20 protein-coding genes are annotated in these 24,200 nt (G+C 73.1%); 15 read left to right on the plus strand and 5 right to left on the minus strand.

The annotated features are described in order from the left end of the window. Positions 1–59 precede the first annotated feature (59 nt). The 6 genes from SM450_RS16480 (at position 60) to SM450_RS16505 (ending at position 6,280) form a co-directional block, all read left to right on the plus strand. Positions 60–1,163: an ABC transporter ATP-binding protein gene (locus tag SM450_RS16480; RefSeq protein WP_474620600.1), complete on the plus strand. Its 1,104-nt coding sequence runs from the start codon at positions 60–62 to the stop codon at positions 1,161–1,163. Continuing rightward, positions 1,160–2,170, plus strand: coding sequence for an ABC transporter ATP-binding protein (locus tag SM450_RS16485; RefSeq protein WP_474620601.1), 1,011 nt, complete (start codon positions 1,160–1,162; stop codon positions 2,168–2,170). Before SM450_RS16480 ends, SM450_RS16485 begins: the two co-directional genes overlap by 4 nt. Next, positions 2,167–3,174, plus strand: coding sequence for an ABC transporter permease (locus SM450_RS16490; RefSeq protein ID WP_474620602.1), 1,008 nt, complete (start codon positions 2,167–2,169; stop codon positions 3,172–3,174). The genes SM450_RS16485 and SM450_RS16490 overlap by 4 nt, the downstream gene beginning before the upstream one ends. Before the next feature lie 12 nt (positions 3,175–3,186). Further along, complete coding sequence (locus tag SM450_RS16495) at positions 3,187–4,173, plus strand: ABC transporter permease (protein WP_474620603.1); 987 nt, start codon at positions 3,187–3,189, stop codon at positions 4,171–4,173. A gap of 35 nt (positions 4,174–4,208) precedes the next feature. Further along, positions 4,209–5,954, plus strand: coding sequence for an ABC transporter substrate-binding protein (locus tag SM450_RS16500; RefSeq protein WP_474620604.1), 1,746 nt, complete (start codon positions 4,209–4,211; stop codon positions 5,952–5,954). Between the two features lie 182 nt (positions 5,955–6,136). Next, positions 6,137–6,280, plus strand: coding sequence for a hypothetical protein (locus tag SM450_RS16505; RefSeq protein ID WP_474620605.1), 144 nt, complete (start codon positions 6,137–6,139; stop codon positions 6,278–6,280). A gap of 45 nt (positions 6,281–6,325) precedes the next feature. On the opposite strand, the gene SM450_RS16510 is transcribed toward SM450_RS16505, so the two are convergent. Continuing rightward, positions 6,326–8,470 (minus strand): S9 family peptidase, encoded by a 2,145-nt coding sequence (locus SM450_RS16510; RefSeq protein ID WP_474620606.1) that lies wholly within the window; start codon positions 8,468–8,470, stop codon positions 6,326–6,328. 87 nt (positions 8,471–8,557) lie between these two features. On the opposite strand from SM450_RS16510, the gene mshB reads away from it, so the two are divergent. The 3 genes from mshB to SM450_RS16525 all read left to right on the plus strand — a co-directional run bounded on the left by mshB (position 8,558) and on the right by SM450_RS16525 (position 10,518). After that, the gene (mshB, locus tag SM450_RS16515; protein ID WP_474620607.1) at positions 8,558–9,481 is read left to right on the plus strand and encodes an N-acetyl-1-D-myo-inositol-2-amino-2-deoxy-alpha-D-glucopyranoside deacetylase; all 924 of its coding nucleotides are present in this window, start codon (positions 8,558–8,560) and stop codon (positions 9,479–9,481) included. A gap of 17 nt (positions 9,482–9,498) precedes the next feature. Continuing rightward, the gene (locus SM450_RS16520; RefSeq protein ID WP_474620608.1) at positions 9,499–9,972 is read left to right on the plus strand and encodes a hypothetical protein; all 474 of its coding nucleotides are present in this window, start codon (positions 9,499–9,501) and stop codon (positions 9,970–9,972) included. Positions 9,973–10,053: 81 nt separating this feature from the next. Continuing rightward, positions 10,054–10,518 (plus strand): hypothetical protein, encoded by a 465-nt coding sequence (locus tag SM450_RS16525; protein ID WP_474620609.1) that lies wholly within the window; start codon positions 10,054–10,056, stop codon positions 10,516–10,518. A gap of 2 nt (positions 10,519–10,520) precedes the next feature. Here SM450_RS16525 and SM450_RS16530 read toward each other — a convergent pair whose 3' ends face one another. Then, positions 10,521–11,483 (minus strand): GNAT family N-acetyltransferase, encoded by a 963-nt coding sequence (locus SM450_RS16530; protein WP_474620610.1) that lies wholly within the window; start codon positions 11,481–11,483, stop codon positions 10,521–10,523. Between the two features lie 79 nt (positions 11,484–11,562). On the opposite strand from SM450_RS16530, the gene fdxA reads away from it, so the two are divergent. Beyond that, the gene (gene fdxA, locus SM450_RS16535; protein ID WP_030490464.1) at positions 11,563–11,889 is read left to right on the plus strand and encodes a ferredoxin; all 327 of its coding nucleotides are present in this window, start codon (positions 11,563–11,565) and stop codon (positions 11,887–11,889) included. Beyond that, positions 11,886–12,995 carry a succinyldiaminopimelate transaminase gene (gene dapC / locus SM450_RS16540; protein ID WP_474620752.1) on the plus strand — a complete coding sequence of 370 codons (1,110 nt, stop codon included), beginning with the start codon at positions 11,886–11,888 and terminating at the stop codon, positions 12,993–12,995. Before fdxA ends, dapC begins: the two co-directional genes overlap by 4 nt. 71 nt (positions 12,996–13,066) lie before the next feature. Here dapC and SM450_RS16545 read toward each other — a convergent pair whose 3' ends face one another. Beyond that, positions 13,067–14,908: a M48 family metallopeptidase gene (locus tag SM450_RS16545; RefSeq protein ID WP_474620611.1), complete on the minus strand. Its 1,842-nt coding sequence runs from the start codon at positions 14,906–14,908 to the stop codon at positions 13,067–13,069. 270 nt (positions 14,909–15,178) lie between these two features. On the opposite strand from SM450_RS16545, the gene SM450_RS16550 reads away from it, so the two are divergent. Genes SM450_RS16550 through SM450_RS16560 form a run of 3 tightly spaced genes read left to right on the plus strand, consistent with a single transcriptional unit; the run spans position 15,179 to position 17,498 of the window. Next, entirely contained in the window at positions 15,179–16,204 is a 1,026-nt protein-coding gene (locus SM450_RS16550; RefSeq protein WP_474620612.1) for a prephenate dehydrogenase, read from the plus strand. Positions 16,205–16,209: 5 nt separating this feature from the next. Beyond that, entirely contained in the window at positions 16,210–16,851 is a 642-nt protein-coding gene (locus tag SM450_RS16555; RefSeq protein WP_474620613.1) for an SIMPL domain-containing protein, read from the plus strand. After that, a complete protein-coding gene (locus tag SM450_RS16560; protein ID WP_474620614.1) occupies positions 16,851–17,498 on the plus strand; it encodes a nucleoside/nucleotide kinase family protein in 648 nt (215 codons plus the stop codon). The genes SM450_RS16555 and SM450_RS16560 overlap by 1 nt, the downstream gene beginning before the upstream one ends. A 7-nt stretch (positions 17,499–17,505) precedes the next feature. Here SM450_RS16560 and SM450_RS16565 read toward each other — a convergent pair whose 3' ends face one another. Beyond that, positions 17,506–20,067: a hypothetical protein gene (locus SM450_RS16565; protein ID WP_474620615.1), complete on the minus strand. Its 2,562-nt coding sequence runs from the start codon at positions 20,065–20,067 to the stop codon at positions 17,506–17,508. A gap of 96 nt (positions 20,068–20,163) precedes the next feature. Further along, the gene (locus tag SM450_RS16570) at positions 20,164–20,718 is read right to left on the minus strand and encodes a sugar O-acetyltransferase (protein WP_474620616.1); all 555 of its coding nucleotides are present in this window, start codon (positions 20,716–20,718) and stop codon (positions 20,164–20,166) included. Between the two features lie 143 nt (positions 20,719–20,861). On the opposite strand from SM450_RS16570, the gene SM450_RS16575 reads away from it, so the two are divergent. Next, positions 20,862–24,200: a S8 family serine peptidase gene (locus SM450_RS16575; RefSeq protein ID WP_474620617.1), complete on the plus strand. Its 3,339-nt coding sequence runs from the start codon at positions 20,862–20,864 to the stop codon at positions 24,198–24,200.

A 24,200-nucleotide genomic window follows, 5' to 3' on the forward strand; every position in this document is an offset into this window, starting at 1 on the left:
TTATTTTCGCCTCCAGAGGGTTGCTGTAGTTTCTCTTCATCACCGAAGGGGAGGCGGTCATGAGCAGGTCGGAGACGGTGCCGTCCGGGAAGCCGGACCGCCCCGAGGTGCCGGAGCAGCGCTCCGGTGAAGCGCCATACCTCCAGGTCACGGACCTGCGGGTGCGCTTCGACACCGAGGACGGTGTGGTCCGGGCCGTGGACGGGGTGTCGTTCGCCGTCCAGCGGGGCCGCACGCTGGGGATCGTGGGTGAGTCCGGTTCCGGCAAGAGCGTGACGTCGTTGGCGGTCCTCGGGCTGCACAACTCCAAGCGGGCCACCATCACCGGGGAGATCTCCGTCGGTGGGCGTCAGCTCGTCGGCCTGCCGGAGGAGGAGGTACGGCGGCTGCGGGGCCGGGACATGGCGATGATCTTCCAGGATCCGCTGTCGGCGTTGCACCCCTACTTCACGGTGGGCAGGCAGATCGCCGAGGCGTACCGGGTGCATCACCCGAAGGCCGGGCGGCGGGAGGCCCGGACGCGGGCGGTGGACATGCTGGGCCGGGTGGGGATTCCGCAGCCCGAGCGGCGGTTCGAGCAGTATCCGCACGAGTTCTCCGGTGGCATGAGGCAGCGAGCCATGATCGCGATGGCCCTGATCAACGATCCGGACCTGCTGATCGCCGACGAGCCGACCACGGCGCTGGACGTGACCGTGCAGGCGCAGATCCTGGACCTCCTCGCCGACCTCCAGGCGGAGTTCCGCTCGGCGATCATCCTGATCACCCATGACCTGGGTGTGGTGTCGCAGGTGGCCGACGACGTGCTTGTCATGTACGGCGGGCGGGCCGTGGAGCGGGGCAGCGTGGCGCAGGTGCTGCGGGCGCCGCAGCACCCGTACACCTGGGGGTTGCTGTCGAGCGTGCCGTCGTTGCACGGCGACGCGGACGCGGACCTGGTGCCCATCGCGGGCAACCCGCCCAGCCTGATCAATCTGCCGTCGGGGTGCGCGTTCCACCCGCGGTGCCGGTACGCCGACGTCAACGGCGACCGGTCCCGCGCCGAGGTGCCGCACCTGCGCGACGCCGGCCAGCCGGGGCATCTGGTGGCGTGCCACCTGCCGGACGAGGAGCGAACCCGGATCTACCGCGACGAGATCGCCCGGACGGGGGTGGCCCGATGAGCGCCGCGACCGAACCGCTGCTTCAGGTGCGGGGGTTGACCAAACACTTCCCCGTCCGCGACGGACTGCGGGGCAGGGGGGCGGTGCGGGCGGTCGACGGGCTGGACTTCGACGTGCGGCCGGGGGAGACCCTCGGCCTGGTCGGGGAGTCGGGATGCGGGAAGACCACCACCGGGCGCATGCTGGTGCGGCTGCTGGAACCCACCGCCGGCAGCATCACGTTCGCCGGCCGCGACATCACCCACGCCGGCCGTCGTGACCTCCGCCCGCTGCGGCAGGACCTGCAGATCATCTTTCAGGATCCGTACGCGTCGTTGAACCCCCGCCACACCGTCGGGCGGATCGTGGCGATGCCGTTGCAGGTCAACCGGATCACCCCGCCCGGCGGGGTGAAGAAGCGCGTACGGGAGCTGCTGGAACTCGTCGGGTTGAACCCGGAGCACTACAACAGGTACCCGCACGAGTTCTCCGGCGGCCAACGTCAACGCATCGGCATCGCCCGGGCGCTGGCCCTGGAGCCGAAACTGATCGTCGCCGACGAACCCGTCAGCGCGTTGGACGTCTCCATCCAGGCGCAGGTCATCAACCTGCTGCGCGACCTGCAACGCGACCTCGACCTGGCATTCGTGTTCATCGCCCACGACCTGGCCGTGATCCGCCACTTCAGTCACCGCGTCGCCGTCATGTACCTCGGCAGAATCGTCGAGATCGGCGACCGGGACGCCATCTACACCCGCCCGCAACACCCGTACACCCGGGCGTTGTTGTCGGCCATCCCGGACGTCACCACCCTCGGGCCGGCCGGCCGCATCCGCCTCACCGGCGACGTGCCCACCCCGCTCGACCCGCCCTCGGGCTGCCGCTTCCGCACCCGCTGCTGGAAGGCCACCGACCACTGCGCCGCCGAGGAACCGGCGCTCGTCACCCGCGACGGCGGCGGTCAACTCACCGCCTGCCACTACCCGGAGAACACCCCGACGAGCGAATCCGTGGAGGTGCCGACATGAGCCTGTCCCCGGTCGAGGGCGTGGCGCTTGCCGAGATCGAGTCACCTGATGCCGGCGACGAGCGCCGGGCCAGGGAGTTCGTCGGCCGCTCGCCCGGCCAACTCGCCGCGGCGCGGCTGCGGCGGGACCGGACCGCCCTGGTCAGCGGCGCCCTGCTCGTCTTCTTCGTGCTCGTCGCGCTCGCCGTCCCGCTGATCGAGGCGTTGTACGGGGTGGGGCCGAAGGAACAGTTCCAGAGCCGGCTCGACGGCTACGGCATGCCGCTCGGCTACGCCGGTGGCGTCACCGGCGAGCACTGGTTCGGGCTGGAACCCGGCCTGGGCCGGGACATCTTCGTCCGGATGGTGCACGGCCTGCGTACGTCGCTGTTCATCGCGTTCGCCGCCGCCGTGCTGACCGCCGTGATCGGCGTGACGCTGGGTACGCTCGCGGGCTACCTGGGTGGCTGGCTGGACACGGTGATCAACTGGATCACCGACCTGACCCTGGCCATGCCCTTCCTGATCATCGCGCTGGCGCTGATGCCGACCGTGGCGCTGCGCTTCTACGGCCAGCGGGAGGCCGTGCCGGCGTACTTCCAGATCGGCGTGCTCATCGCGATCTTCGCGCTGTTCGGCTGGACCAGCACCGCCCGCCTGGTCCGGGGCCAGATCATCGCGCTGCGCGAGCGTGAGTTCGTGGAGGCGGCCCGGGCCAGCGGCGCCGGACTGGGACACATGCTGTTCCGGCAGTTGCTGCCGAACGTCTGGGCGCCGATCCTGGTCGCCTTCTCGCTCGCGGTGCCGCAATACATCACGAGCGAGGCGGCGCTGTCGTTCATCGGCGTCGGGCTGACGGACGAGACGCCGAGCTTCGGGCGGATGATCTACCGCAGCCTCGACTACCTCCAGACCGACCCGGCGTACGTCTTCTTCCCCGGCGTCACGATCTTCGCGCTCGTGTTCGCCTTCAACCTCTTCGGCGACGCGCTGCGCGACGCGCTCGACCCGAAGTCGTCCCGGTAGGAGGCCGAACCCATGCTGCGTTTCCTCGTCCGCCGGCTACTCTCGGCCGCGCTCACCCTCTTCGCGGTGAGCGTCCTCAGCTTCCTGATGTTCTTCGCCCTGCCCCGGGACCCGGTCACCGGCATGTGCCCGAAGAACTGCAACCCGGAGCGGCTGGAACGGGTCCGCCAGGAGTTGGGCCTGCGCGACCCGCTGGTCAGCCAGTACGCCGGTTACATGAAGGGCATCGTCACCGGCCGGGACCTGGGCAGCGCCCAGGGCGGCAGGTGCGACGCGCCATGCCTCGGCTGGTCGTACGTCTCCAACGAGGCCGTCTCGGACACCATCGCCCGGGTGCTGCCGGTGACGCTGAGCATCGTCATCCCGGCGGCCGTCCTGTGGCTGCTGCTCGGCGTCGGCCTGGGCATGCTCTCGGCGCTGCGCCGGGGTAGCTGGCTGGACCGGGCGGCGATCGGCTTCTCCCTGACCGGCGCCTCCCTCCAGCTCTACTTCGTCGGCGCGGTGCTGCTCATCGTCTTCGTCTACAACCTGCGGCTGCTGCCGGTGCCCAGCTACACGTCGCTGTTCGACGATCCGCTGAAATGGGGCAGTGGGCTGGTGCTGGCCTGGGTGGCGCTCGCCTTCCTCTTCTCCGCCATCTACGCCCGACTGTCCCGGGCCCAGATGCTGGAGACGCTGTCGGAGGACTTCGTCCGCACCGCGCGGGCCAAGGGCCTGGCCAAACGCGCGGTCTACGGCAAGCACGCGCTGCGCGCCGCGATCACGCCCGTGGTGACCATCGCCGGGCTGGACGTCGGCGGAGCGCTGGGCGGGACCGTGATCACCGAGACGACCTTCGGCCTGAACGGGATGGGCCGGACCGCCGTCGACGCGGTCCGCGCCGGTGACCTGCCGACCATCATGGCGACCGTGCTGATCGCGGCGGTCTTCGTGGTGCTCGCAAGCGTGGTGGTGGACCTGCTCTACGCGGTCATCGACCCGCGGGTGCGGCTGGGCTGAACGAACCCATCGAAACCAATTCCTGGAGGTAAAAGATGCGACGACCACGCGCAGTGGCCGCCGTCGGCGGCGCCATCGCACTCGTGGTGGGGCTGGGCGCCTGCTCGAAGAACACGGGCGAGGGCACCGAGGTCGACGGCAACCGGCAGCAGACCGGCGTCATCGCGACCGACCCGAAGGATTCGCAGGGCCCGGCGGCGGAGGTGGACGGCGCGGCCAAGGGCGGCACCTTCACCATCATCCGGGAAACCCCCATCTCCCACCTGGACCCGCAACGGACGTACTCGTTCGCCGGTCTGATGGCCAACCCGCTCTTCGCCCGCTACCTGACCACCTGGAAGGACGACGGCAAGGGCGGCCTGGTCCTGGTGGGCGACCTGGCCGAGACCCCCGGCAAGAACGTCAACGACGACTGCAAGGTCTGGGAATTCACCATCAAGGACGGGGTGAAGTTCGAGGACGGCAGCCCGATCACCGCCAAGGAGGTCGCGTACGGGATCGCCAGGTCCTTCGACCCGGACCTCACCGGCGGCCCGACGTACCTCCAGGAGTGGCTGGCCGACACCCCGCAGTACGACACCAAGTGGGACTTCAAGAAGAACAAGACGTCGCTGCCGCCGGGCCTGACCACGCCGGACGACAAGACGCTGCGGTTCGAGTTCGCCAAGCCCCGCTGCGACCTGCCGTTCGCGGTCTCGCTGCCCACCACCGCGCCGCTGAAGCCGGAGGCGGACACCGGCGTCAACCTGGACCAGAAGCCGTTCTCGTCCGGCCCCTACAAGGTCGCCAAGAACCAGGTCGGCGTCCAGCTCACCCTGGACCGCAACCCGAACTGGGACCCGAAGACCGACCCGGTGCGCCACCAGTACCCGGACCAGTTCGTGTGGAGCTTCGGCCCGACCGCGGACGCCGCCAACAACCGGGTGATCGCCGACAACGGCGCCGACCAGGGCGCGATCGCCTTCAACTCGGTGCCCGCCTCGCTCGTCGCCAAGGTCGCCGGTGACGCGGCGCTGAAGTCGCGGACGCTGCTGTCCCCGACCCCGAGCGCCAACCAGCTCGTGATCAACACCCAGCGGGTGAAGGACCTGAAGATCCGCCAGGCGCTCAACTACGCGATCGACCGGGAGGGCATCGTCAAGGCCCTCGGCGGGCAGACCGTCGCCCAGCCGATCACCACCCTGATGCCGCCGTCCACCATCGGCTACAAGGCGTACGACGCCTACCCGGCGGGCGCCAACGGCAACATGGAGAAGGCGAAGGAACTGCTCGGCGGTCAGACGCCCGAGCTGGTCCTCGGCGTCGCGGACAACACCACCGAGCAGCAGGAGGCGGTGCAGCTCAAGGGCAACCTGGAGCGCGCCGGCTTCAAGATCACCGTGCGGAACATCCCGGACGACTCGAAGCTTGACGAGGTCAAGAAGAAGGACAACCCGTGGGACCTCTACATCGGTAACTGGGCCGCGGACTGGCCGAGCGGCGCCTCGATCCTGCCCGTGCTCTACGACGGCCGGACCATCAAGGCCGAGGGCAACAGCAACCAGTCCTACTTCAACGACGACGCGATCAACGCCGAGATGGACCGCATCCTGGCGCTGCCGCCGGCCGACCAGGGCCCGGAGTGGGGCAAGCTCGACGAGCGGATCATGAAGGAGTTCGCGCCTGTGGTGCCGCTCTACGTCGACGTGGCGTACAACGTGCACGGCTCCAAGGCCGGCGGCGTCTTCATCTCCTCCGTCTTCGGTTACCCGAACTTCATCAACGCGTACGTGAAGCAGTAGAGCCGCCGTCGGAGATCTTGGTACGAAAGTGCCCCCGGAGGGGCCGTTTCGTACCAAGATCTCGTACGGCTGAGCCCCGGACCGGTGCCAATGCCGGCCGGGGCTCACTCATCTGAGGACGACCGCTCGGAGTCCTGGCCGATCTGGATCCGCACCGCCTGCGCCCACCCCTGGCGTTGGAGATGGCGGGATTGCTGAACGAGGCGGCCGAGGATCTGACCCGGCTGCATCCCAACCCGCCCGATCCGGTGGTGCTCCACGGTCGATTCCTCGGCTGGCCCCCACACCTGACGGTCACCCACACCCGCACCCACTTCGAGTGTTAATAGGGGCCCCCGCCTATACCGAATGCGTTAAGCGGGGCCCCCGCCTTACAGGTGGCGGAGGAGGAAATCCAGCTCCAGGGGGAGGAGACGCTCGGCGACGCCGCCCGCCGTCAGGTGGCTCGCGCCGGTCAGCGGCAGCACCGCGTGCGGGCGGCCGGTGGACAGCAGCGCGGCGGAGAGCCGCAGCGTGTGCGCGGCAAGCACGTTGTCGTCGACCAGGCCGTGCACCAGCAGCATGGGCCGGGCCTCGGCCGGGTCGCCGAACGGTTCGGCGGCCAACTCGACGAGCGAGTGGTGGGCGTACACGTCCATGCCGTCCTCCGGCAGGCCCAGGTAACGCTCGCTGTACGCGGTGTCGTACCACGCCCAGTCGGTGACCGGCGCGCCCACGATCGCGCACTTGAACAGCTCCGGGTGGCGCAGCACCGCCAGGCCGGCGAGCCAGCCGCCGAACGACCATCCGCGCACCGCCACCCGGTCCAGGTCCAGGTCGGGGTGCTTGCCGGCGAGCGCGGTAAGCGCGTCCACCTGGTCGGCCAGGATCACGTCCGCCACCCGGCGGTGGATCGCCTTCTCGAACGAGGGCGCGATACCAGGCGTACCCCGGTTGTCGACGGTCACCACGGCGAAGCCCTGATCGGCCCACCACTGCCGTTCCAGCCAGGCGCCCCGCGCGGCGACGACCTCCTGGTGCCCCGGGCCGCCGTAGATGTCCACGAGCACCGGCAGCCGGGTGCCCTTGACGTGCTCGGCGGGGTAGAGCACGGCGCTCGGGAGCCGCCTGTCGGTCACCCGCACCAGCGTCGGCCGGGGGGCGTACGACGGGACGGCGGCAAGCGAGCGCAACTCGCCCACCTCACGGTCGCCGTGCCAGATCCGCCAGCGGACCCCGGCGTGCTCAAGCGACGCGACACCCACCGCGAGCGTGGAGCCGCCGATCGCGGCGGTGTGCCAGCCCGGGTCGCTGCCCATCCGGCGGGCGTCCATCCCGCCACCGATGGCGGTCCGCACCCGGTAGAGGTGACGCTGGCTCGGCTCGCCCTCGCTCGCCTCGACGAGCAGGTCGGCGGCCGTGTTCGGGCCGCCCGGCAGCCGTCCGACCACCCGCCGCACGTACAGGGAGGGCGGGGTGAGCAGCGTGCCGTCGGCGAACAGGCAGCGGGCGTCGTACCCGTCGTGGGCCAGTTCGCCACCGACGAGCACCCGCCCGTCGGGCAGGTGCGCCGGCGTGCCCGGGATCGGCTCCACCCAGCGCGGGTCGGCCAACTCGGCGTGCACCTGCGTCTCGCCGGTGCGCGGGTCCACCGCGAGCACCAGGCCGTGCTGCTGCGAGCGGCGCAGCACCGTGATCAGCGGCCCGCCGTCCGCCCACTCCACCGCGCTCAGATAGGGGTAGGTCTCCCGGTCCCAGTGCACGTCGACCCAGCCGTCGTCGAGGTCGAGCAGGTGCAGGCTGACCTCCGCGTTCGGGCCACCCGCCCGGGGGTACGCAAGCGACGTCGGCGGGCTCGCCGGGTCCGCCGGGTCGTGCAGGTACCAGCGGGGCAGGCGGGACTCGTCGACCCGGGCGGCCAGCACCATGCGCCCGTCCGGGGCCCACCAGTAGCCCCGGTACCTGTGGAACTCCTCGGCCGCGATGTGCTCGGCCAGCCCCCAGGTCACGCCGCTGTCCTCGCCGGCGAGCAGGTTGTCCGTACCGTCCGGTTCGACCACCCGGAGCTGACCCCGGCGGACGCCCTCGGCGGTGTCGGTGACGTAGGCCAGCCGCTCGCCGGTCGGATCGGGACGGGGGTCGATCACCGGCCCGACGGTGGCCACCTCGACCACGTCGCCGTGCCCGAGGTCGGCCCGGAACAGCCTCCCGGCAAGCGCGAACACGGCCACCCGGCCGGTCGCGTCGAGCGCGTACGAGCCGATGCCGCCGGCGCTGAGCCGCAGCCGTTCGCGCAGCGCCCGCTCGCCCGGCGCCATCCGGGTCGGCTCGGCGTCGGTGCCCAGCAGCACCGCCGGGTCCGCGACCAGGCGCTCCTCGCCGGTGTCGACGTCGAGCAGCCAGAGCGCGTCGGCCGGGTCCTCCGGCCCCGCGGAACGCAGGAAGAGCACCCGGGAGCCGTCCCCGGCGACGGTGACGGCGCGCGGCGCCCCGTGGCTGAACCGACGGGTACGGGCGGCCAGCTCGGGAAAGTCCACGCCTGCAGATCGTAGGCGGGCACCGGGCGTGATGTGACAGACCTGGGCGGACGCATCACCGTCGGGGCGGCAGGACCGCCGGTTAGAGTGACGGGCGTGACGACGCTGCCCGACCGACGCCTCCTGCTGGTCCACGCGCATCCCGACGACGAGTCGATCGGGACCGGCGCGACGATGGCGCACTACGCCGCCGCCGGCGCCCACGTGACGCTTGTGACCTGCACGCTCGGCGAGGAGGGCGAGATCCACGTGCCGGAGTTGGCGCGGCTGGCCGCGGCCGAGTCCGACCAGCTCGGCGGCTACCGGATCGCGGAGTTGGACGCGGCCTGCGCCGCGCTCGGCGTCACCGACCACCGGTTCCTCGGCGGCGCGGGCCGCTACCGCGACTCCGGCATGATGGGGATGGCCACGAACGAGCACCCGCGGGCGTTCTGGCGGGCCGACCTGGACACCGCCGCCGGGCACCTGCTGGAGGTCATCCGCGAGGTCCGCCCCCAGGTCGTGATCACGTACGACCCGAACGGCTTCTACGGCCACCCCGACCACATCCAGGCGCACCGGGTGGCGATGCGCGGGGTGGAGCTGGCCGCGGCCGAGGGGGTCGCCCCGGCGAAGGTCTACTGGACGGCCATGCCGCGCAGCGTGCTCGACGCCGGCCTGGAGGCGTTCACCGAGTCGTCGGACAACCCGTTCGCCGGCATCGAAGACGTGTCGGAGCTGCCGTTCGGCACGCCTGACGCGCAGATCGCGGCGCGGATCGACGCCACCGAGCAGCACGCCGCGAAGGAGGCGGCGATGCGCGCGCACGCCACCCAGATCCCGGCCAACTCCTGGCTGTACTCCATCGCCGGCAACTTCGGCGCCGAGTTCATGGGCGTCGAATACTTCACGCTCGCGGTCGGCGGGAAGGGGCCCGGCGCCGGCCCGTACGGCTGGGAGGACGACCTCTTCGCCGGGGTGCCCCTGCACGGGCCGGACCGTTCCCCGGTCGCGGCGGCCGGTCTCCGGTGACGTCGCCCGCCGTACCCGTGTCGGTCCTTCCCGAGCCGCAGCCGCCCGCACCGCCGAACCGGGCGGAGCGGACGCTCGACGGCGTGTTGCGGGTGGTCGGCGGCGTGGTGGCGGTCTGGGCCGGCGCGCTTGTCGCGCTGCTCGACCTGATCTTCGCGACCTGGGCCTGGGAGACGGTGCAGGGCCGCTCCGGCGGCGCCCAGGCGCTTGTCGGCATCGGGCTGGCGGTCGCCGGGATCGCCGCGGTGGCGGCGTCGACGGCGCTGCTGGGCTGGTTCGCGCACTCCTCGACCGGCAGCCGGTGGGCGGTGGCGCTTGCCGCGCTGCCGTGGTTCCTGGTGATCGTCGTGGGCGGGTTCCGGACCACCGAGGGTGACCTGGCCCTGGCCGGCGACAACGTGCTCGGTCTCGCGCTGATCGTGACCGGCGCGGTCACGTTCGCGGTGCTCGGCTTCCGGCACCTGGTGGCGCCGCCACCCGCGCAGGGCTGAGGTGCTGACGCCGCACAGGTGACGGTGGTAGACATTCCGCCAGAGGCCCGCAGCGGCGGGCGGTACGGCGGGAGGCGTGCGATGGGTGAGCGGTGGCGTGCGGTCGGCGTGTTGGCGGCCGGGTTGTTCGTGGTGAACGTGGTGGCCCGGCTGGTCATCAAATTCGCCTTTCCGGACGACGACACCGCCGCCGGCCGGGTCTCGCTCGTGATGTTCCTGGCGATCGGCCTGATCCTGGCCGGTGTCGCGTTCCGGTGGGGCGCCGACCGGCCGGTGGGGCACTGGGCCGGTGACCTGGCCGTCGCGGTGGTCACGGCGCTGGCGCTCACCGTCCTCGTCGGCCCGCTGCTCGTCGGCGAGAACCCGTTCGGCGGCGGCGCCGGCCTCTTCTTCGCCCAGATCTGGCTCTACCTGGCGGCCACCGCCGCCGGTGTGCTGATCGGCTACCTGACCCTGACCGCGCTCGGCCGGGACTTCCGCTCCCGCCAGCTCAAGCGGTACGCCGAGCTGAGGCAGTCGCGGCCCCGCAAGGTCGTCCGCCGCTGACGTCAGGGCGCCACCCGGGTCAGGTAGGTGTGGTGGGTGGTGAAGCCGAGCCGGTGGTAGAGCGCGACGGCGCCGACGTTGCGCTGCTCCACCTGAAGAAACGCGCGCGTCGCGCCCTCGGCGGCGGCCCAGCCGGCCAGGGCACGGACGACGGCGCCGGCGAACCCCTGCCGGCGGGCCTCCGGCAGCACCTCAAGCAGGCACACGCCGAGCCACCGGCCCTCGCCGGTGACCGTGCCGCGCCCCACCGCGAGCAGCCGCCCGTCGACCCGTAGCTCGGCGAAGCGGACCCGTTCCACGGCGGTGAGCACGTGCCGCGCGGCGTCCGGGAGGCCGCCCTTGCGGTCGGCGGCGACCGCCAGCCAGTCGTCGGTGGGCGCGGCGACAAGCGCCACGGACGGCGGGTCGGCGGCGCTCGCCTCCGGCGCGGGAGTGGTCAGGGTGGCAAGCGGCACGGTCTGGACCAGCACCGGCGGGCGGGACGTCCAGCCGCGCGCGTCCAGTTCCGTGCCGACCGGGGCGGCCAGCGGCAGCGGCGTGTTCACCAGGGCCGGCTGGCCGTGGTCGGCGTACCAGCGCTGCACCGCGTCAAGCGCCGCGGGCAGCGGGCGGTCCGGGTCGCCGATCGGCAGCGCGCTGTTCGCCCGGCCGGTCCACCCGGCGGCGGAGCGCAGACGCCAGTCACCGAGCCGTCCGCGTACCGGGGCCGGCCACGCCTCGTCGGCGGCCGTCTCCACCGCGATCATGGCGGCGGCGGTCGGCCGGCGGGCCGGCGGCACCCGCCTGGCCCGGTGCACCTCGGCGACCGGGACGCGCAGCGGCCCGCCGTCGGTGGCCAACGTGATGTGAGTCTCGCTCAGCTCGACCAGCTCGCCGAGCGCGTCCGAGAACAGCGGCCGGCCCTCGCGAATCCCCACAATCCGGCGGACCACTATTCGGTATCCCACGTCCTGCTGTCGGAGCACGATCGACCCCCTCCCCGGCGAGATACTAGGCTCTTAGCGTTGCGGATGATCGCGACGAGTCTTGCGGAGGAGAAGACCGGTGACCTACATCATCGCCGAGCCGTGCGTGGATGTGCTCGACAAGGCATGCATCGAGGAGTGCCCGGTCGACTGCATCTACGAGGGCAACCGGATGCTCTACATCCACCCCGACGAGTGCGTCGACTGTGGTGCCTGTGAGCCGGTCTGCCCGGTCGAAGCGATCTTCTACGAGGACGACGTGCCGGAGCAGTGGAAGGACTACACCGGCGCGAACTACGAGTTCTTCGAGGACCTGGGCTCGCCCGGGGGCGCCTCGAAGGTCGGCAAGGTGGAGAAGGACGCCACCTTCGTCGCCGCGCAGCCGCCGCGCGGCGAGGGCCACTGAGCCGGCCCACGCCGGTTTCGGCGCGGCTGCCCGAGTTCACCTGGGACACGCTGGACGCCGCGGCCACCACGGCCGCGGCGCACCCGGACGGGCTCATCAACCTCTCCATGGGCACGCCTGTCGACCCGGTGCCACAGCTCATCCGGCAGGCGCTCGCCGACGCGTCGGACGCCCCGGGTTATCCGCTGACCGCCGGCACGCCCGCCCTGCGGGACGCCATCGCGGCCTGGGTGGCGCGTGCCTGCGGCGCTTGCGTCGACGGGCTGGGCGTGCTGCCCACCATCGGCTCGAAGGAGATGGTGGCCTGGCTGCCCACGCTGCTCGGGCTCGGCCCCGGTGACGTGGTCGTGGTGCCGTCCGTGGCCTATCCGACGTACGAGGACGGGGCGCGGCTGGCCGGCGCGACCACGGTGCGCAGCGACTCGCTCACCGCGCTCGGTCCCGATCCCCGGGTCCGCCTGGTCTGGGTCAACTCGCCCGGCAACCCGACCGGTCGGGTGCTGCCCGCGGCCCACCTGCGCAAGGTGGTCGAGTGGGCCCGGGAACGCGGCGCGGTGGTCGCCAGCGACGAGTGCTACCTGCCGCTGGGCTGGGACGCCGAACCCGTCTCGGTCCTCGCCCCGCAGGTGTGCGGCGGCTCGTACGCCGGCGTGCTGGCCGTGCACTCGCTCTCCAAGCGCTCCAACCTGGCCGGCTACCGGGCCGGGTTCGTGGCCGGCGACCCGGCGTTGACCGCCGAGCTGCTCAAGGTCCGCAAACACGCCGGCATGATCGTGCCGGCGCCGGTGCAGGCCGCCATGGTGGCCGCGCTCGGCGACCAGGCGCACGCCGACGCCCAGCGGGAGCGCTACCGGGCCCGGCGGGAGAAGCTGCGCGCCGCGTTCACCGGCGCCGGCTTCACGGTCGAGCACTCCGAGGCCGGGCTCTATCTCTGGTTGACCCGCGACGAGGACTGCTGGGACACCGTCGACTGGCTGGCGCGGCGGGGGATCCTGGTCGCCGCCGGCGTCTTCTACGGCCCGGCCGGCGCCCGGCACGTGCGGGTGGCGCTCACCGAGTCCGACGCGCGCGTCGACGCGGTGGCCGGCCGGCTCGCTGGTTCCTGAACGCCGGCCGGCGCGTCGTTTCGTGGCCGCCTGCCGCCGACCCGGAGACACGGGCCGGCGGCAGGGACGGCTCAGCCGTTGATCCGGCGGAACACCGTCAGCAGCGTGTCCCGGCTGCGCTTCTCCAGGAACTCGCTGGACATCAGTTCCTGCACGGATACGGTGCGGCCGTCGAACAGCGTCAGCGTGGCCTTCAGCGGCACCTCCCGCCGTACCTCGACCGAGGTGATCTCCTCGTACGGCAGGTAGGAGTGACGGCCGGCCAGCTCGGCGACCGGCACCGCGCCGACGAGCGCGGTCAACCGCTTCTCGCCCTCGCCGGCCTTGCCCGGGTCGGGGATCAGCACCAGGCCGTTGTCGAGCACCAGCACGTCGTGCTCCCGACCGTCGATCTTGATATTGGCCAGCCCGCCGATCAGGTCGGCGTTCCGGGCCGAGGCCCGGACCTGCACCACCGTGGCGCCGGCGACGTCGATCCCCATCTCGGCCAGCCGGGCGAGCGCCTCGTCGAGGCTCTCCGGGGCGACCGCCAGCTTGGCCACGTCGGCCAGGTCCCACGGCTCACCGCGCGGTCCGACCAGCCGGGCCGGGCCGGACCAGGAGAGTTCCCAGCGCGCCCGGCCGGAGCGGACCGCCGCGTCGTCAAGCAGAATCTCCATCGGATCGGCGAACGCGACCGCCGCCCCCTCGCGGCTGGCGCCGTCGAGGAACCGTTCGGCGAACTCGCCGAGCCGGCCGGCGCGCACCAGCTCCAACACCGTCTGCAGGCCCGGCGAGGGGGCGCCGGTGAAGCGGCCGGCCGCCCGGTAGATGCCGTCCGCCCGCCGTTGCACCTCGGCGGCCACCGACTCCGCGACGAACTCCGGCCAGGGCAGCAGCCGCCGGGAGCCGTGCTCGACCACGAGCGCCTGGAGCTGGCGGCCGGCACCGGCCACGTCGGCGAGCAGGGTCCAGGCCGGCCGCTCGTCCGCCCCGGCTCGGGCCGGGGGACCGGCCGTCATCGCGGCCACGCGTACGCCGATCGGCGGGTGGGTGTCCCAGCGGGACGCCTTCCGCTCCGGCGTGTTCTCCCGCAGCGCGTCGATCTCGTCGCGGCGGGCCTGGAGCAGGTGGGCGAAGCCGCCGAAGAGGTCGTCCGGGGCCAGCCCGGCTGACCAGCCCGACTCGACGTAGCGGCTGGTGTAGAACGCCCAGGCCGCGTCCAGCGCCGGCAGCGTCCGCAGGGCCGAGGTGGCCGCCTCGGTGCCGGCGAGCGCCACCGAGGCCCGGTCCGCCTCCAGCTCCTGCCGGCGGGAGGCGGCGTTGTCGACCATCACGTAGAGCAGCGCGTAGCCCTTGAACACCAAGCCAATCGGGTTGCGCGGGCTGATCCGCTCGATCGTCTCCCCGATGGCCAGCCGGCCACGGTAGGCCACCCCGCCGAGCCGGGTGTGCCGGCCGGAGTAGTGCCCCAGCTCGTGCGCGAGTACCGAGCGGAGCTGGTCGATCCGCATGGCCTGGAGGAGCGGTAGCCCGACGTAGAGCGTGCGCCGCCCGCCGACCAGGCCGAGCAGCCGGCTCTGCTCGCCGACTGCGGCGTTCACCTCCGGCACCAGCCGGATCTCGTCCGGCGGCCGGGTGCCGACCGCCGTGGCCAGCTCCCGCACCGTGGCCCAGAGCTGGGGCGCCGCCCGCTCGTCCAGGATCAGGCCGTTTGCCGGCTCGTTCTTTGTACGGATCGCCTTCCACATGCCGACGCCGACCGCGCCCAGCGCGACCACGAGCGGCAGCAGCAGCTTGGCGGTGACCACGCCGGTGGTGTGGCTGAACAGCCAGGCCCCGAGCGCGATCACGGCGGCGAGTTGGAGCAGCGCGACGACGTAGAAACCGATCAACATGACCACCGAGGCGAGCGCCCGGTATGTCGCGGACATCTGTGTTCCCCCGTTCCGAAGGGCCCCACCGGGTGGTTCCGGTCGAGCCGCCGGGGGACCCTACGACGCGTGTCCCGTCCGGACATCCACCGTCCGGACAGATCGATGTCCGCCGACGATCCGGTAAGAGGGGGCCCCTCCTAGACACCAGGCGTTAGAAGGGGCCCGCCTTACACCCGGGCCTCTGTGGGACGTCGGGCGATATCCTCGGCGGGACTTCCCGCGGGGCCGCCGAGGCTCCGCCGACGACGCGGACGCCGAGGTGGACCGATGGTGGGCGAGGCCGACGGGCTGGCATGCGCGGCGGTGGTCGGTACCGGGCTGATCGGCGGCTCGGTGCTGCTCCGGCTGCGCGACGCGGGGCTCGACGTCGCCGGTTGGGACCCGGATCCGGAGACCCGGCGGCAGGTGCGTGAGCAGGGGATCGCGGTTCCCGACACCGTCGAGGAGGCGGTGACCGGCCGGGATGTGGTGTTCGCCTGCGGCCCGTTGCCCACGTTGCCCGCCATGCTGGCCCGTTTGGCCGCCGCCACCGACGACAGGTGCGTGCTCACGGACGTGGGTAGCGTCAAGGCGGAGGTAACCGTCGCCGCCACCGCGCAGGGACTCGGGCACCGGTTCGTGCCCGGCCATCCGATGGCCGGGGCCGACCGGGCCGGGCTGGGCGCGGCCGGCCCGGAGCTGCTCGACGGCGCGGCCTGGGTGCTGTGCCCGGGGCCGACCGGGCTGGCCGCGTTCCGGCGGCTCGCCGCGTTGCTCGTCGACGTCTTCCACGCCCGGGTGGTGCCGATGTCGGCGCCGGAGCACGACGCCGCCGCCGCGCTCGCCTCGCACGTGCCGCACGTGCTCGCCGGCGCGTTGGCGGGCACGGTGCGGCGGTCGGCGTTGCGGAACGCGGTGCTGACGCTCGCGGCCGGCAGCTTCTCCGACGGCACCCGGGTCGCCGGTGGGCCACCCGAGCGGACCGCGAACATGCTCCTGGGCAACCGGGACCGGGTGCTCGCGGAGCTGGCCGAGGTGACCGCCTTCCTCGACGAGCTGACCGGCGCGCTGCGGGCGGGGGACGCGGGGGCGCTGGCCGACCGGCTGGCCGAGGCCCGGGCGGCGCGTGCCGCGCTGCGCGACCGCGGGTACACCGTGCACCGGCGGGAGTTCCCGGCCGGCGCGGACCACGCCGGTGAGCTGGCCTACCTGCGGGAACTCGGCACGGCGGGGGGCCACCTCACCGGATGCCGGGTGGCGGGCGGGGCGGTCGGATACACCGCGCGCCTGCCGGCCGTCGCGCCGTTAGGCTGAGCGACATGGCGGACGCACCTGTGGTCGCGGTACGCGGCGAGGCGTACCAGGAGGTCGCTCCCGAGCTGGCCCGGTTCACGGTGACCGCGGTCGCCCGGGACCGGGATCGGGAGACCACGCTGACCCGGCTGGCGGAACGGGCCGCCGCGGTGCGGGCGCTGCTCGACGCGGCCGAGCCGGTCGTCCAGGGGCGGGAGACCGGTCAGGTGAACGTATGGCCGGTGACGAAGCGTTCGGGCGACCGGGTGGTGGCCTACCAGGGCAGGGTGAGCACCACGGTCACGGTCACCGACTTCACCGCGCTCGGTGAGCTGATGCTCCGCCTGGCCGACCACGAGCAGGTCGAGGTGGCCGGCCCGGTGTGGTCGCTGCGGCCGGACAGTCCGGCCTACCGGGCGGCGCGGCACGCCGCGATCGCCGACGCCCTGGCCCGGGCCCGGGAGTACGCGGAGGCGCTCGGCGCCCGCGTCACCGCGCTGCGGGAGCTGTCCGACACCGGCCTGACCGCCGCCCCGCCGATGCTTGCCAAGGCCGCGTACGCCCGGTCCGGCGAGTCCGCGCCGGAGCTGGAGCTGGATCCGGCGCCGCAGCCGGTGCACGCGGCGGTGGAGGCCCGGTTCACCATCAGCGAGCCGGTGCTCGGCTGATGCCGCCGACGCAGGTGCTCGCGTCCGACGAGCTTGTCGCCCGCGCGCGGGCGCTCGCCGAGGACGGCCCGCGGCAGTTGCTCGGCATCGCCGGCGCGCCGGGCGTGGGCAAGTCCACGCTCGCGGAGCGGATCGTCGCCGAGATCGGCCCGGTCGCCCGGCTGGTGCCGATGGACGGTTTCCACCTGGCCGGTTCGGCGCTGGCCCGGCTGGGCCGGGCGGACCGCAAGGGCGCGCCGGACACGTTCGACGTCAACGGCTTCGTGGCCATCCTGCGCCGGTTGCGGCGGTTGGAGCCCACCTCGGTGTGGGCGCCGGAGTTCCGGCGCGACCTGGAGGAGCCGGTCGCGGGGGCGATCGAGGTGCCGCCCGAGGTGCGGCTGGTGGTGACCGAGGGCAACTACCTGCTGCTGCGGGACGAGCCGTGGGAGGAGGTGCGTTCGCTGCTGCACCGGGCCTGGTTCCTCGACCTGGACGCCGAGTTGCGGTTGCGCCGCCTCACCGACAGGCATGTGGCGTACGGGAAGTCGCCGGAGCAGGCCCGCGCCTGGGCGCTCGGCAGCGACGAGCGGAACGCCCGGCTGGTCGCCGGCACGGCCGCGCACGCCGACCTGGTGGTCCGGCTCGCGGACCCGCCGGAGGGATGAGGGGCGGTCAGCCGGCTCCCGGGCGGGGTGACGGCACGCTGCGGCGCAGCAGTCGGGCGACCACGGCCCGCTCGCGGGTGAACTCCACCGCGTCCGGATAGCCGCTGTGGCTGCGGATCGGCGGGTCGGCGACCTCGCCGCCGGACGGGTGCAGCGCCTCCGGGTCGGTCACCGGCACGTCCCGCTGCCCGGCGCTCACCTGCCAGCCGAGCGGGTCGGTGTCGCGCCAGAAGTTCGTCCAGGCGACGTGCCCGTCGGGCCAGGTGACCGCGCGGGCCAGGGTGCGCAGACGCTCCGGCCCGAAGTATGACGGGAAGACCCGGCCGTAGAGCCGGGTGAGCTGGCAGCCGTAGGAGAAGAACCAGGTCCGCCGCCGCAACCGGCGGGGCAGTTGCAGCAGCATCGCGGCGCAGATGACGGTGCCCTGGCTGTGCCCGGAGAGGATCACACCGTCCATCCGGTCCGGGTGGTGTGGCGGCAGCGCCAGCAGTCCGGCCACCCGGGTCTGGAGTTCCGGCACGGCGCGCTCGGCGTAGCTGGGCGGGGCGAGCGGGTGCGCGGCCCGCGGCCAGAACGTGCACACGTCCCAGACCACGCCGACCGAGCGGCGTACCGAGTCGGTGCGGTAGACGAGCCAGCCGAGCGCGCTTGTCACCACCGGCAGCCAGCCGAGCATGGCGTCGCCGAGTTCGGCGGCCCAGTGGACCGCGGGCTGCCAGCCGGGGGAGAGCGGGCCGGGCCGGTGGCCGGAGAGCGTGGCGGCGCAGCAGAGGGTGATCAGGACCGCGGACCCGGCCGCGTACCCGCCGATCAGCCGGACCGCGTGTTCGCCCACCAGCCGGTGCAGCGCCCGGTAGGTGCTGACGTCGCGGCACCGCCGCAGGTCGTGCGCGGACAGGCCACTGGCGGAGGTCAGCCCGGCGTACTCGGCGCGGCGCAGGCCGTGCAGCAGGACCGCGGCCCGGACCAGCAGCGTGAGCAGCGTGAGCAGCCCGACCACGCAGGCCAGCCCGGCCCAGAAGACGGCGAGCGGCGGCGTCACGCGGCTCGCGCCGGCCGGCCCGGCGAGCCGCTCGCTCACCCAGTAGAGCAGCCCGGCGCAGTACGCGACGGCCATCATCCAGCCGAAGCCGGCGATGACCGCCGGCGCGCAGCCGTGCCAGGCGAGACCTGTGTACGCGCCGAGCGGCTGGGCCGGCACGGCGGGCCGGAGCCGGGGCAGCAGCAGCCCGGCGACGGCAAGCGCGATGGCCGGGCCGACGAGCATCCAGGTCCGTAGTCCGGCCGGTGCGGTGGGCAGGCCGGGCAGGCCGCGCTCGATCCAGGCCACGCCGAGCGGCAGCAGCACGGCGGCGGCCACCGGTCCGGCCAGCGCCCGCCGGCCGGAGCGGTTCGCCGCGCCGATGGCGACGAGCAGCAGCACCTGGTAGGTCACCAGCCAGGCGAGGGTGGTCTCGTAGCCGGGCAGCGGGCGCGCGCTGAGACAGCCGGCGAGGTCCGGGGTCGTGGCGCAGCCGACCGGCGGCCGGTACGTGCTCAGCGGGCGACCGGCCGGGCCGTCCGGGAGCAGCAGCAGGACGAACGTGCCGATCAGCCCGAGCCCGGTGAGCACCGTCACCGCGACGCTCCACCGGCCCAGTGGGGTGGCGCCCTGGCGGCGGCTCAGCCAGGGGCGGCCCACCGCGACCACGGCTATCGCCGCCACGGCGACGAACAGCGCCACGGTCGGCGCGGCGACCGCGGCCCGGAGGCCACGCGGCGGATCCATGATCAGCACCGCGGTGACGGGTACGGCGGCGGCGGTCACCGCTCCGGTGCACAGGTGCAGCACCGCGGCCCGGCGCAACTGGCCCTCGCCGTTCCAGAACGTCGGGTCCTGGAGCGGGTTCTCCAGCGGCTCGGGCGGGTCGGTCGGGCCGTCGTCGCGGCCGGCCGGGCGGGCGCGCGGTTCGGCCGGCATTTCCGCCTCGTACTGGTAGGTGCGCCAGGCGAGCAGCCCGATCACGCCCAGCACGAGCAGTGGCAGCAGCAGCCCGAGGGCGAGCGTCCGGGTGCCCTCGCGCCACCAGGAGTTGCCGAGGAACTCCCACGGGCCGGGGATCCGGCCGAGGCACTGCGGGCCCACGCATTGCCAGCCGACGAGGTCCACCCCGATCCCGGTCACGGCGATCACCAGGGTGCAGGTCAGGCTCAGGCAGAACAGCCGGATGAGCCAGGCGGTGATGCCGGACCGGCTGGCCCAGCGTTCCCGGTCGGGGTCCGCCGGGATGCCGGCCCGGGCGTGCAGCGCGACGTTCGCCAGCGCGAAGGGCAGCAGCAGCGTCCAGAGGGCGCGCTGGAGGTCCCGCCGGGTCCGCGCGCCGGAGGTCAACGTCCCCCAGCTGTACGCCTCGACGTTGATCGGGTCGTCCCGGTCGGCGGCGGAGGAACGGTAGAAACCGGTGACCTGTCCGCCGGCGACCAGCTCTGGTCGCGTACCGCAGGCACCTGGTCCGGGGGTGAGGCCCAGCAGCTGATCCGGCGGGGTGTTCGACACCCCGTGCACCCGTAGTTCCAGCACGCGCTCCATCGCGGTCTCCCCAGAGTGAGCGTTCCACTACCCAGAGTGCTCGCCATTTCCGGATTCCGCATCCCCCTGAAGGGGTTGTTTCGGCAGCTCAAGCATTTAGGCCAGGGTTTTGATCGGGCGGGCGGGGTTACCCACGGCCACCACATTGGCCGGCAGGTCGCGGGTCACCACGGCGCCGGCGCCGACCACTGTGTTGTCGCCGACGCTCACTCCGGCGAGCACGATCACCCCGCCGCCGAGCCAGGCGTTGTCGCCGATGGTGATCGGCTCGGCCGCCTCCCACTTGGCCCGGCGTGCCTCCGGCTCCACCGGGTGCGTGGCGGTGAGCAGTTGCACGTTCGGTCCGATCTGGACGTCCGCGCCGATGGTGATCCGGGCGACGTCGAGGAAGACCGCGTTGAAGTTGACGAAGCTGCGCGGCCCGAGGTGGGTCTGGTGGCCGTAGTCGCAGTGGAACGGCGGTCGGATCCAGGCGCCCTCGCCGAGCGAGCCGAGCAGGTCGCGCAGGGCGGCGAGGCGGCCCTGCGGGTCGTCGGCGGAGCTGCGGTTGAAGCGTTCGGTGAGCCGGGCGGCGTGGTCCAGGTCGGCGATGATCGCGGGATCGTCGGCGATGTACGGCTCGCCGGCCAGCATCCGGTCCTTCATGGTCATCGACGGATCATCCCCGGCGTGGTCGGTCGGTCGGAACCGTTTCGGTCGGATTGGCGACTTCCGAATGCATACCCGGTATGTAATTCTGATACTCCGCGTCGATGTGACCCTCATCGATGAGACGCCGCACGGAGGAGAAAAGGTTGCCCCGGAATCGCAGAAAGCTGGCCGCGCTCGGCCTCGCCCTGGGCCTGGCGCTCGGCCTGCCCGTGCCCGCACACGCCGCCGCTCCGGCGACCCCGACCGGCACGCCGGCCCCGACCGGCACGTCCGGCCGGCCGGCCACCGTCACCCTCATCACAGGTGACCGGGTCACCGTCGCCGACGGCGGCCGTGCCGCGGTACGCCCCGGCGCCGGTCGCGCCGGCATGCAGTTCGTGGTCCGCCGCGAGCGGCACGGCCTCAGCGTGGTGCCCCAGGACGCCCTGGCGCTGGTCCGGTCCGGCCGGCTCGACGCGCGGCTGTTCGACGTCACCGGGCTGATCGCGGCCGGCTACGACGACGCGCACCGCGACGCCGTGCCGCTGCTTGTCTCGTACCGTCAGGGGGTGGCCCGGCGGGCAGCGACCCCGCTCGCCGGCACCCGGGTGACCCGCGACCTGCCGGCCATCGGCGGCGCGGCGCTCGCCGCGACCAAGTCCGACATCGGCGCGCTCTGGCGCGCGGTCGGCGCGGACCGCTCCGGCGCCCGGCTCGACACGGCGGGGGGTGTCGACCGGATCTGGCTGGACGGCCGGCGGCAGTTGACACTCGACCACAGCGTGCCGCAGATCGGCGCCCCGGCCGCCTGGGCCGCCGGATACACCGGCAAGGGCGTGAAGGTCGCGGTGCTCGACACCGGCGTCGACCTCACCCACCCCGACCTGGCCGGCAAGGTCGCCGAGTCGCGCAACTTCAGCGAGGAGACCGACCCGGACGACATCGTCGGGCACGGCACCCACGTCGCCTCGATCATCGCCGGCAGCGGCGCCGCCTCCGGCGGCAAGTACCGGGGCGTGGCCCCGGACGCCACGCTGCTCTCCGGAAAGGTCTGTGAGGAGTACGGCTGCACCGACTCGGCGATCCTGGCCGGCATGCAGTGGGCCGCCGCCGAGCAGCACGCCACCGTGGTCAACCTGAGCCTGGGCGGCTACGACACGCCGGAGGTCGACCCGCTGGAGCAGGCGATCGAGACGCTCACGGCGCAGACCGGCACGCTCTTCGTGGTCGCCGCCGGCAACGACGGCGCCGACGGCTCGGTCGGCTCGCCGGCCACCGCCGACGCCGCGCTCGCGGTCGGCGCGGTCGACCGGGACGACGAACTGGCCGAGTTCTCCAGCCGCGGACCCCGGGTCGGCGACGGGGCCATCAAGCCGGACATCACCGCGCCGGGCGTGGAGATCGTCGCCGCCCGGGCCGCGCACGGCCAGATCGGCGACCCGGTCGGGGACAGCTACGTCTCCCTCTCCGGCACCTCGATGGCGACGCCGCACGTGGCCGGCGCGGTGGCCCTGATCGCCCAGCAGCACCCCGGCTGGAACGCGGGCCGCTACAAGGCCACGCTCATGGCCTCGGCCCGGCCGCACCCCGACCAGACCGCGTTCCAGCAGGGCGCCGGCCGGGTCGACCTGGCCCACGCGATCACCGAGCAGGTGACGAGCGAACCGACCTCGGTCTCGTTCGGCACCGCGCTCTGGCCGCACGCCGACGACAAGCCGATCACCAAGACCGTCACCTACCGCAACGACGGCGCGGCCCCGCTCACGCTCGACCTGAGCACCCAGTTCACCGGCCCGGGCGGGCGGTCCGCGCCGGCCGGCATGCTCACCCTCAGCGCCTCCCGGCTCACCGTCCCGGCCGGCGGCACCGCGCAGGTCACCGTCGTGGTGGACACCCGGCTCGGCGTCGACGGGTACTGGACCGGCCGGCTTGTCGCCCGATCCGGCGACACCGTCGCGGTGACCCCGCTGGCGGTCAACCGTGAGGTGGAGAGCTACGACCTGACCCTGACCCACCGGAACCGGGCCGGCGCCCTCACCGGTGACTACTACACCACCCTGATCGGGCTCGACGACGGCACCGCCCGGGACGTGTTCGGCGACGGCGAGGCCACGATCCGGGTGCCCAAGGGCCGGTACGGGGTGCAGAGCCTGCTCTTCGTCGACGGCGACGAGGGCTGGTCGGAGGTCTCCATGCTGACCCAGCCGGAGTTGGTGGTGACCGGCAACCAACGGCTCACCCTGGACGCCCGGCGGGGCAAGCCGGTCCGCACCACCGTGCCGCAGCGCGGCGCGGCCCCGCTGCTGATCGACTTCAGCGCCGCCTGGGGTTTCGGTGACTACTACGCCAGCTTCGGGCTCTGGACGGACCGGTTCGACGGCCTCTACTCGGCCCAGCTCGGCCGCAACGTCTCCGACAAGGTCTTCGTGGGCTCGCTGGCCAGCCAGTGGGCCGAACCGAACGCGCCGGAACGCAGCCCGTACTTCTACGGGTTGAGCGACCTGTTCCCCGGGCGGTTCCCCACCGGGTTCGTCCGGCACTACCAGGCCGCCGACCTGGCGACCGTCACCAGCCGGTTCGCGGACGGCTACACCGGGCTGAACAACGAGCGGGTGGTCTACCCGGAGCCCGACTACAACATGGGCGGCTCGGCGGTCATCCTGCCGGTCCAGGCGCCGGGGAAGCGGATCGAACACCTCAGCACCAACCGCACCCGCTGGAACTTCGAGCAGGACTTCGGCAAGCCGGACCCGGAGAGCGGGTGGCTGGACCTGCAGGCGTTGCTGGTGGCCGGGCCGACCCGCTACCAGGCCGGCCACGCCTACTCCGAGGTCTGGAACAACGCGCCGTACGGCCCGTCCTTCACGCCGCAGCCGCGCTTCCCCGAGGAGGGCATCACCCGCACCGGGAACCTCATCCTGGTCTCGCTGCCGACGCACAGCGACGCGGCCGGGCACCCCGGCTTCTCGTTCAACGACACCGAACGCACCGCGCTCTACCGCAACGGCAAGCTGGTCGACGAGGTGGCCAGCGCCGGGTACGGCGAGTTCGAGGTGCCACCGGGCGTCGCGAACTACCGGGTCGACACCGAGGCGACGCGCAGCTTCACGGACCTGAGCACCGAGGTCTCGGCGAGCTGGACGTTCCGCTCCAAGCGGGTGCCGGGTGACGAGCCGGCGCGACTGCCGGCGATGGCGGTCCGGTTCACCCCGCCGCTGTCGGCGGACGGCGCCGCGCCGGCCGGCCGGACCTTCACCGTCCCGGTGACGGTGCAGCGTCAGCCCGGCGCGCCGGCCGGGAAGGTCGCGGCGCTCACCGTCGACGTCTCCTACGACGGTGGGAAGACGTGGCGGAAGGCGACCGTGAAGAAGCAGGGCGCCGGATGGACGGCCACCGTCAAGCACCCGGCCGGCCCCGGCTACGTGTCGCTGCGGGCCTCCGCCCGGGACGACGCCGGCAACACCGTGACCCAGCGGATCATCCAGGCGTACCGCCTGCGGTGA

This window comes from Micromonospora marincola, from assembly GCF_056150385.1.

Bases quoted from the DNA above. Each gene is read 5' to 3' on its own strand.
- SM450_RS16570 (WP_474620616.1), bottom strand. From the start codon at position 20,718: ATGACCATGAAGGACCGGATGCTGGCCGGCGAGCCGTACATCGCCGAC.
- SM450_RS16555 (WP_474620613.1), top strand. From the start codon at position 16,210: ATGGCGGACGCACCTGTGGTCGCGGTACGCGGCGAGGCGTACCAGGAG.
- SM450_RS16565 (WP_474620615.1), bottom strand. From the start codon at position 20,067: ATGGAGCGCGTGCTGGAACTACGGGTGCACGGGGTGTCGAACACCCCG.
- SM450_RS16505 (WP_474620605.1), top strand. From the start codon at position 6,137: ATGGCGGGATTGCTGAACGAGGCGGCCGAGGATCTGACCCGGCTGCAT.
- SM450_RS16490 (WP_474620602.1), top strand. From the start codon at position 2,167: ATGAGCCTGTCCCCGGTCGAGGGCGTGGCGCTTGCCGAGATCGAGTCA.
- SM450_RS16525 (WP_474620609.1), top strand. From the start codon at position 10,054: ATGGGTGAGCGGTGGCGTGCGGTCGGCGTGTTGGCGGCCGGGTTGTTC.
- SM450_RS16480 (WP_474620600.1), top strand. From the start codon at position 60: ATGAGCAGGTCGGAGACGGTGCCGTCCGGGAAGCCGGACCGCCCCGAG.
- SM450_RS16545 (WP_474620611.1), bottom strand. From the start codon at position 14,908: ATGTCCGCGACATACCGGGCGCTCGCCTCGGTGGTCATGTTGATCGGT.
- SM450_RS16485 (WP_474620601.1), top strand. From the start codon at position 1,160: ATGAGCGCCGCGACCGAACCGCTGCTTCAGGTGCGGGGGTTGACCAAA.
- SM450_RS16560 (WP_474620614.1), top strand. From the start codon at position 16,851: ATGCCGCCGACGCAGGTGCTCGCGTCCGACGAGCTTGTCGCCCGCGCG.
- SM450_RS16500 (WP_474620604.1), top strand. From the start codon at position 4,209: ATGCGACGACCACGCGCAGTGGCCGCCGTCGGCGGCGCCATCGCACTC.
- SM450_RS16495 (WP_474620603.1), top strand. From the start codon at position 3,187: ATGCTGCGTTTCCTCGTCCGCCGGCTACTCTCGGCCGCGCTCACCCTC.
- SM450_RS16550 (WP_474620612.1), top strand. From the start codon at position 15,179: ATGGTGGGCGAGGCCGACGGGCTGGCATGCGCGGCGGTGGTCGGTACC.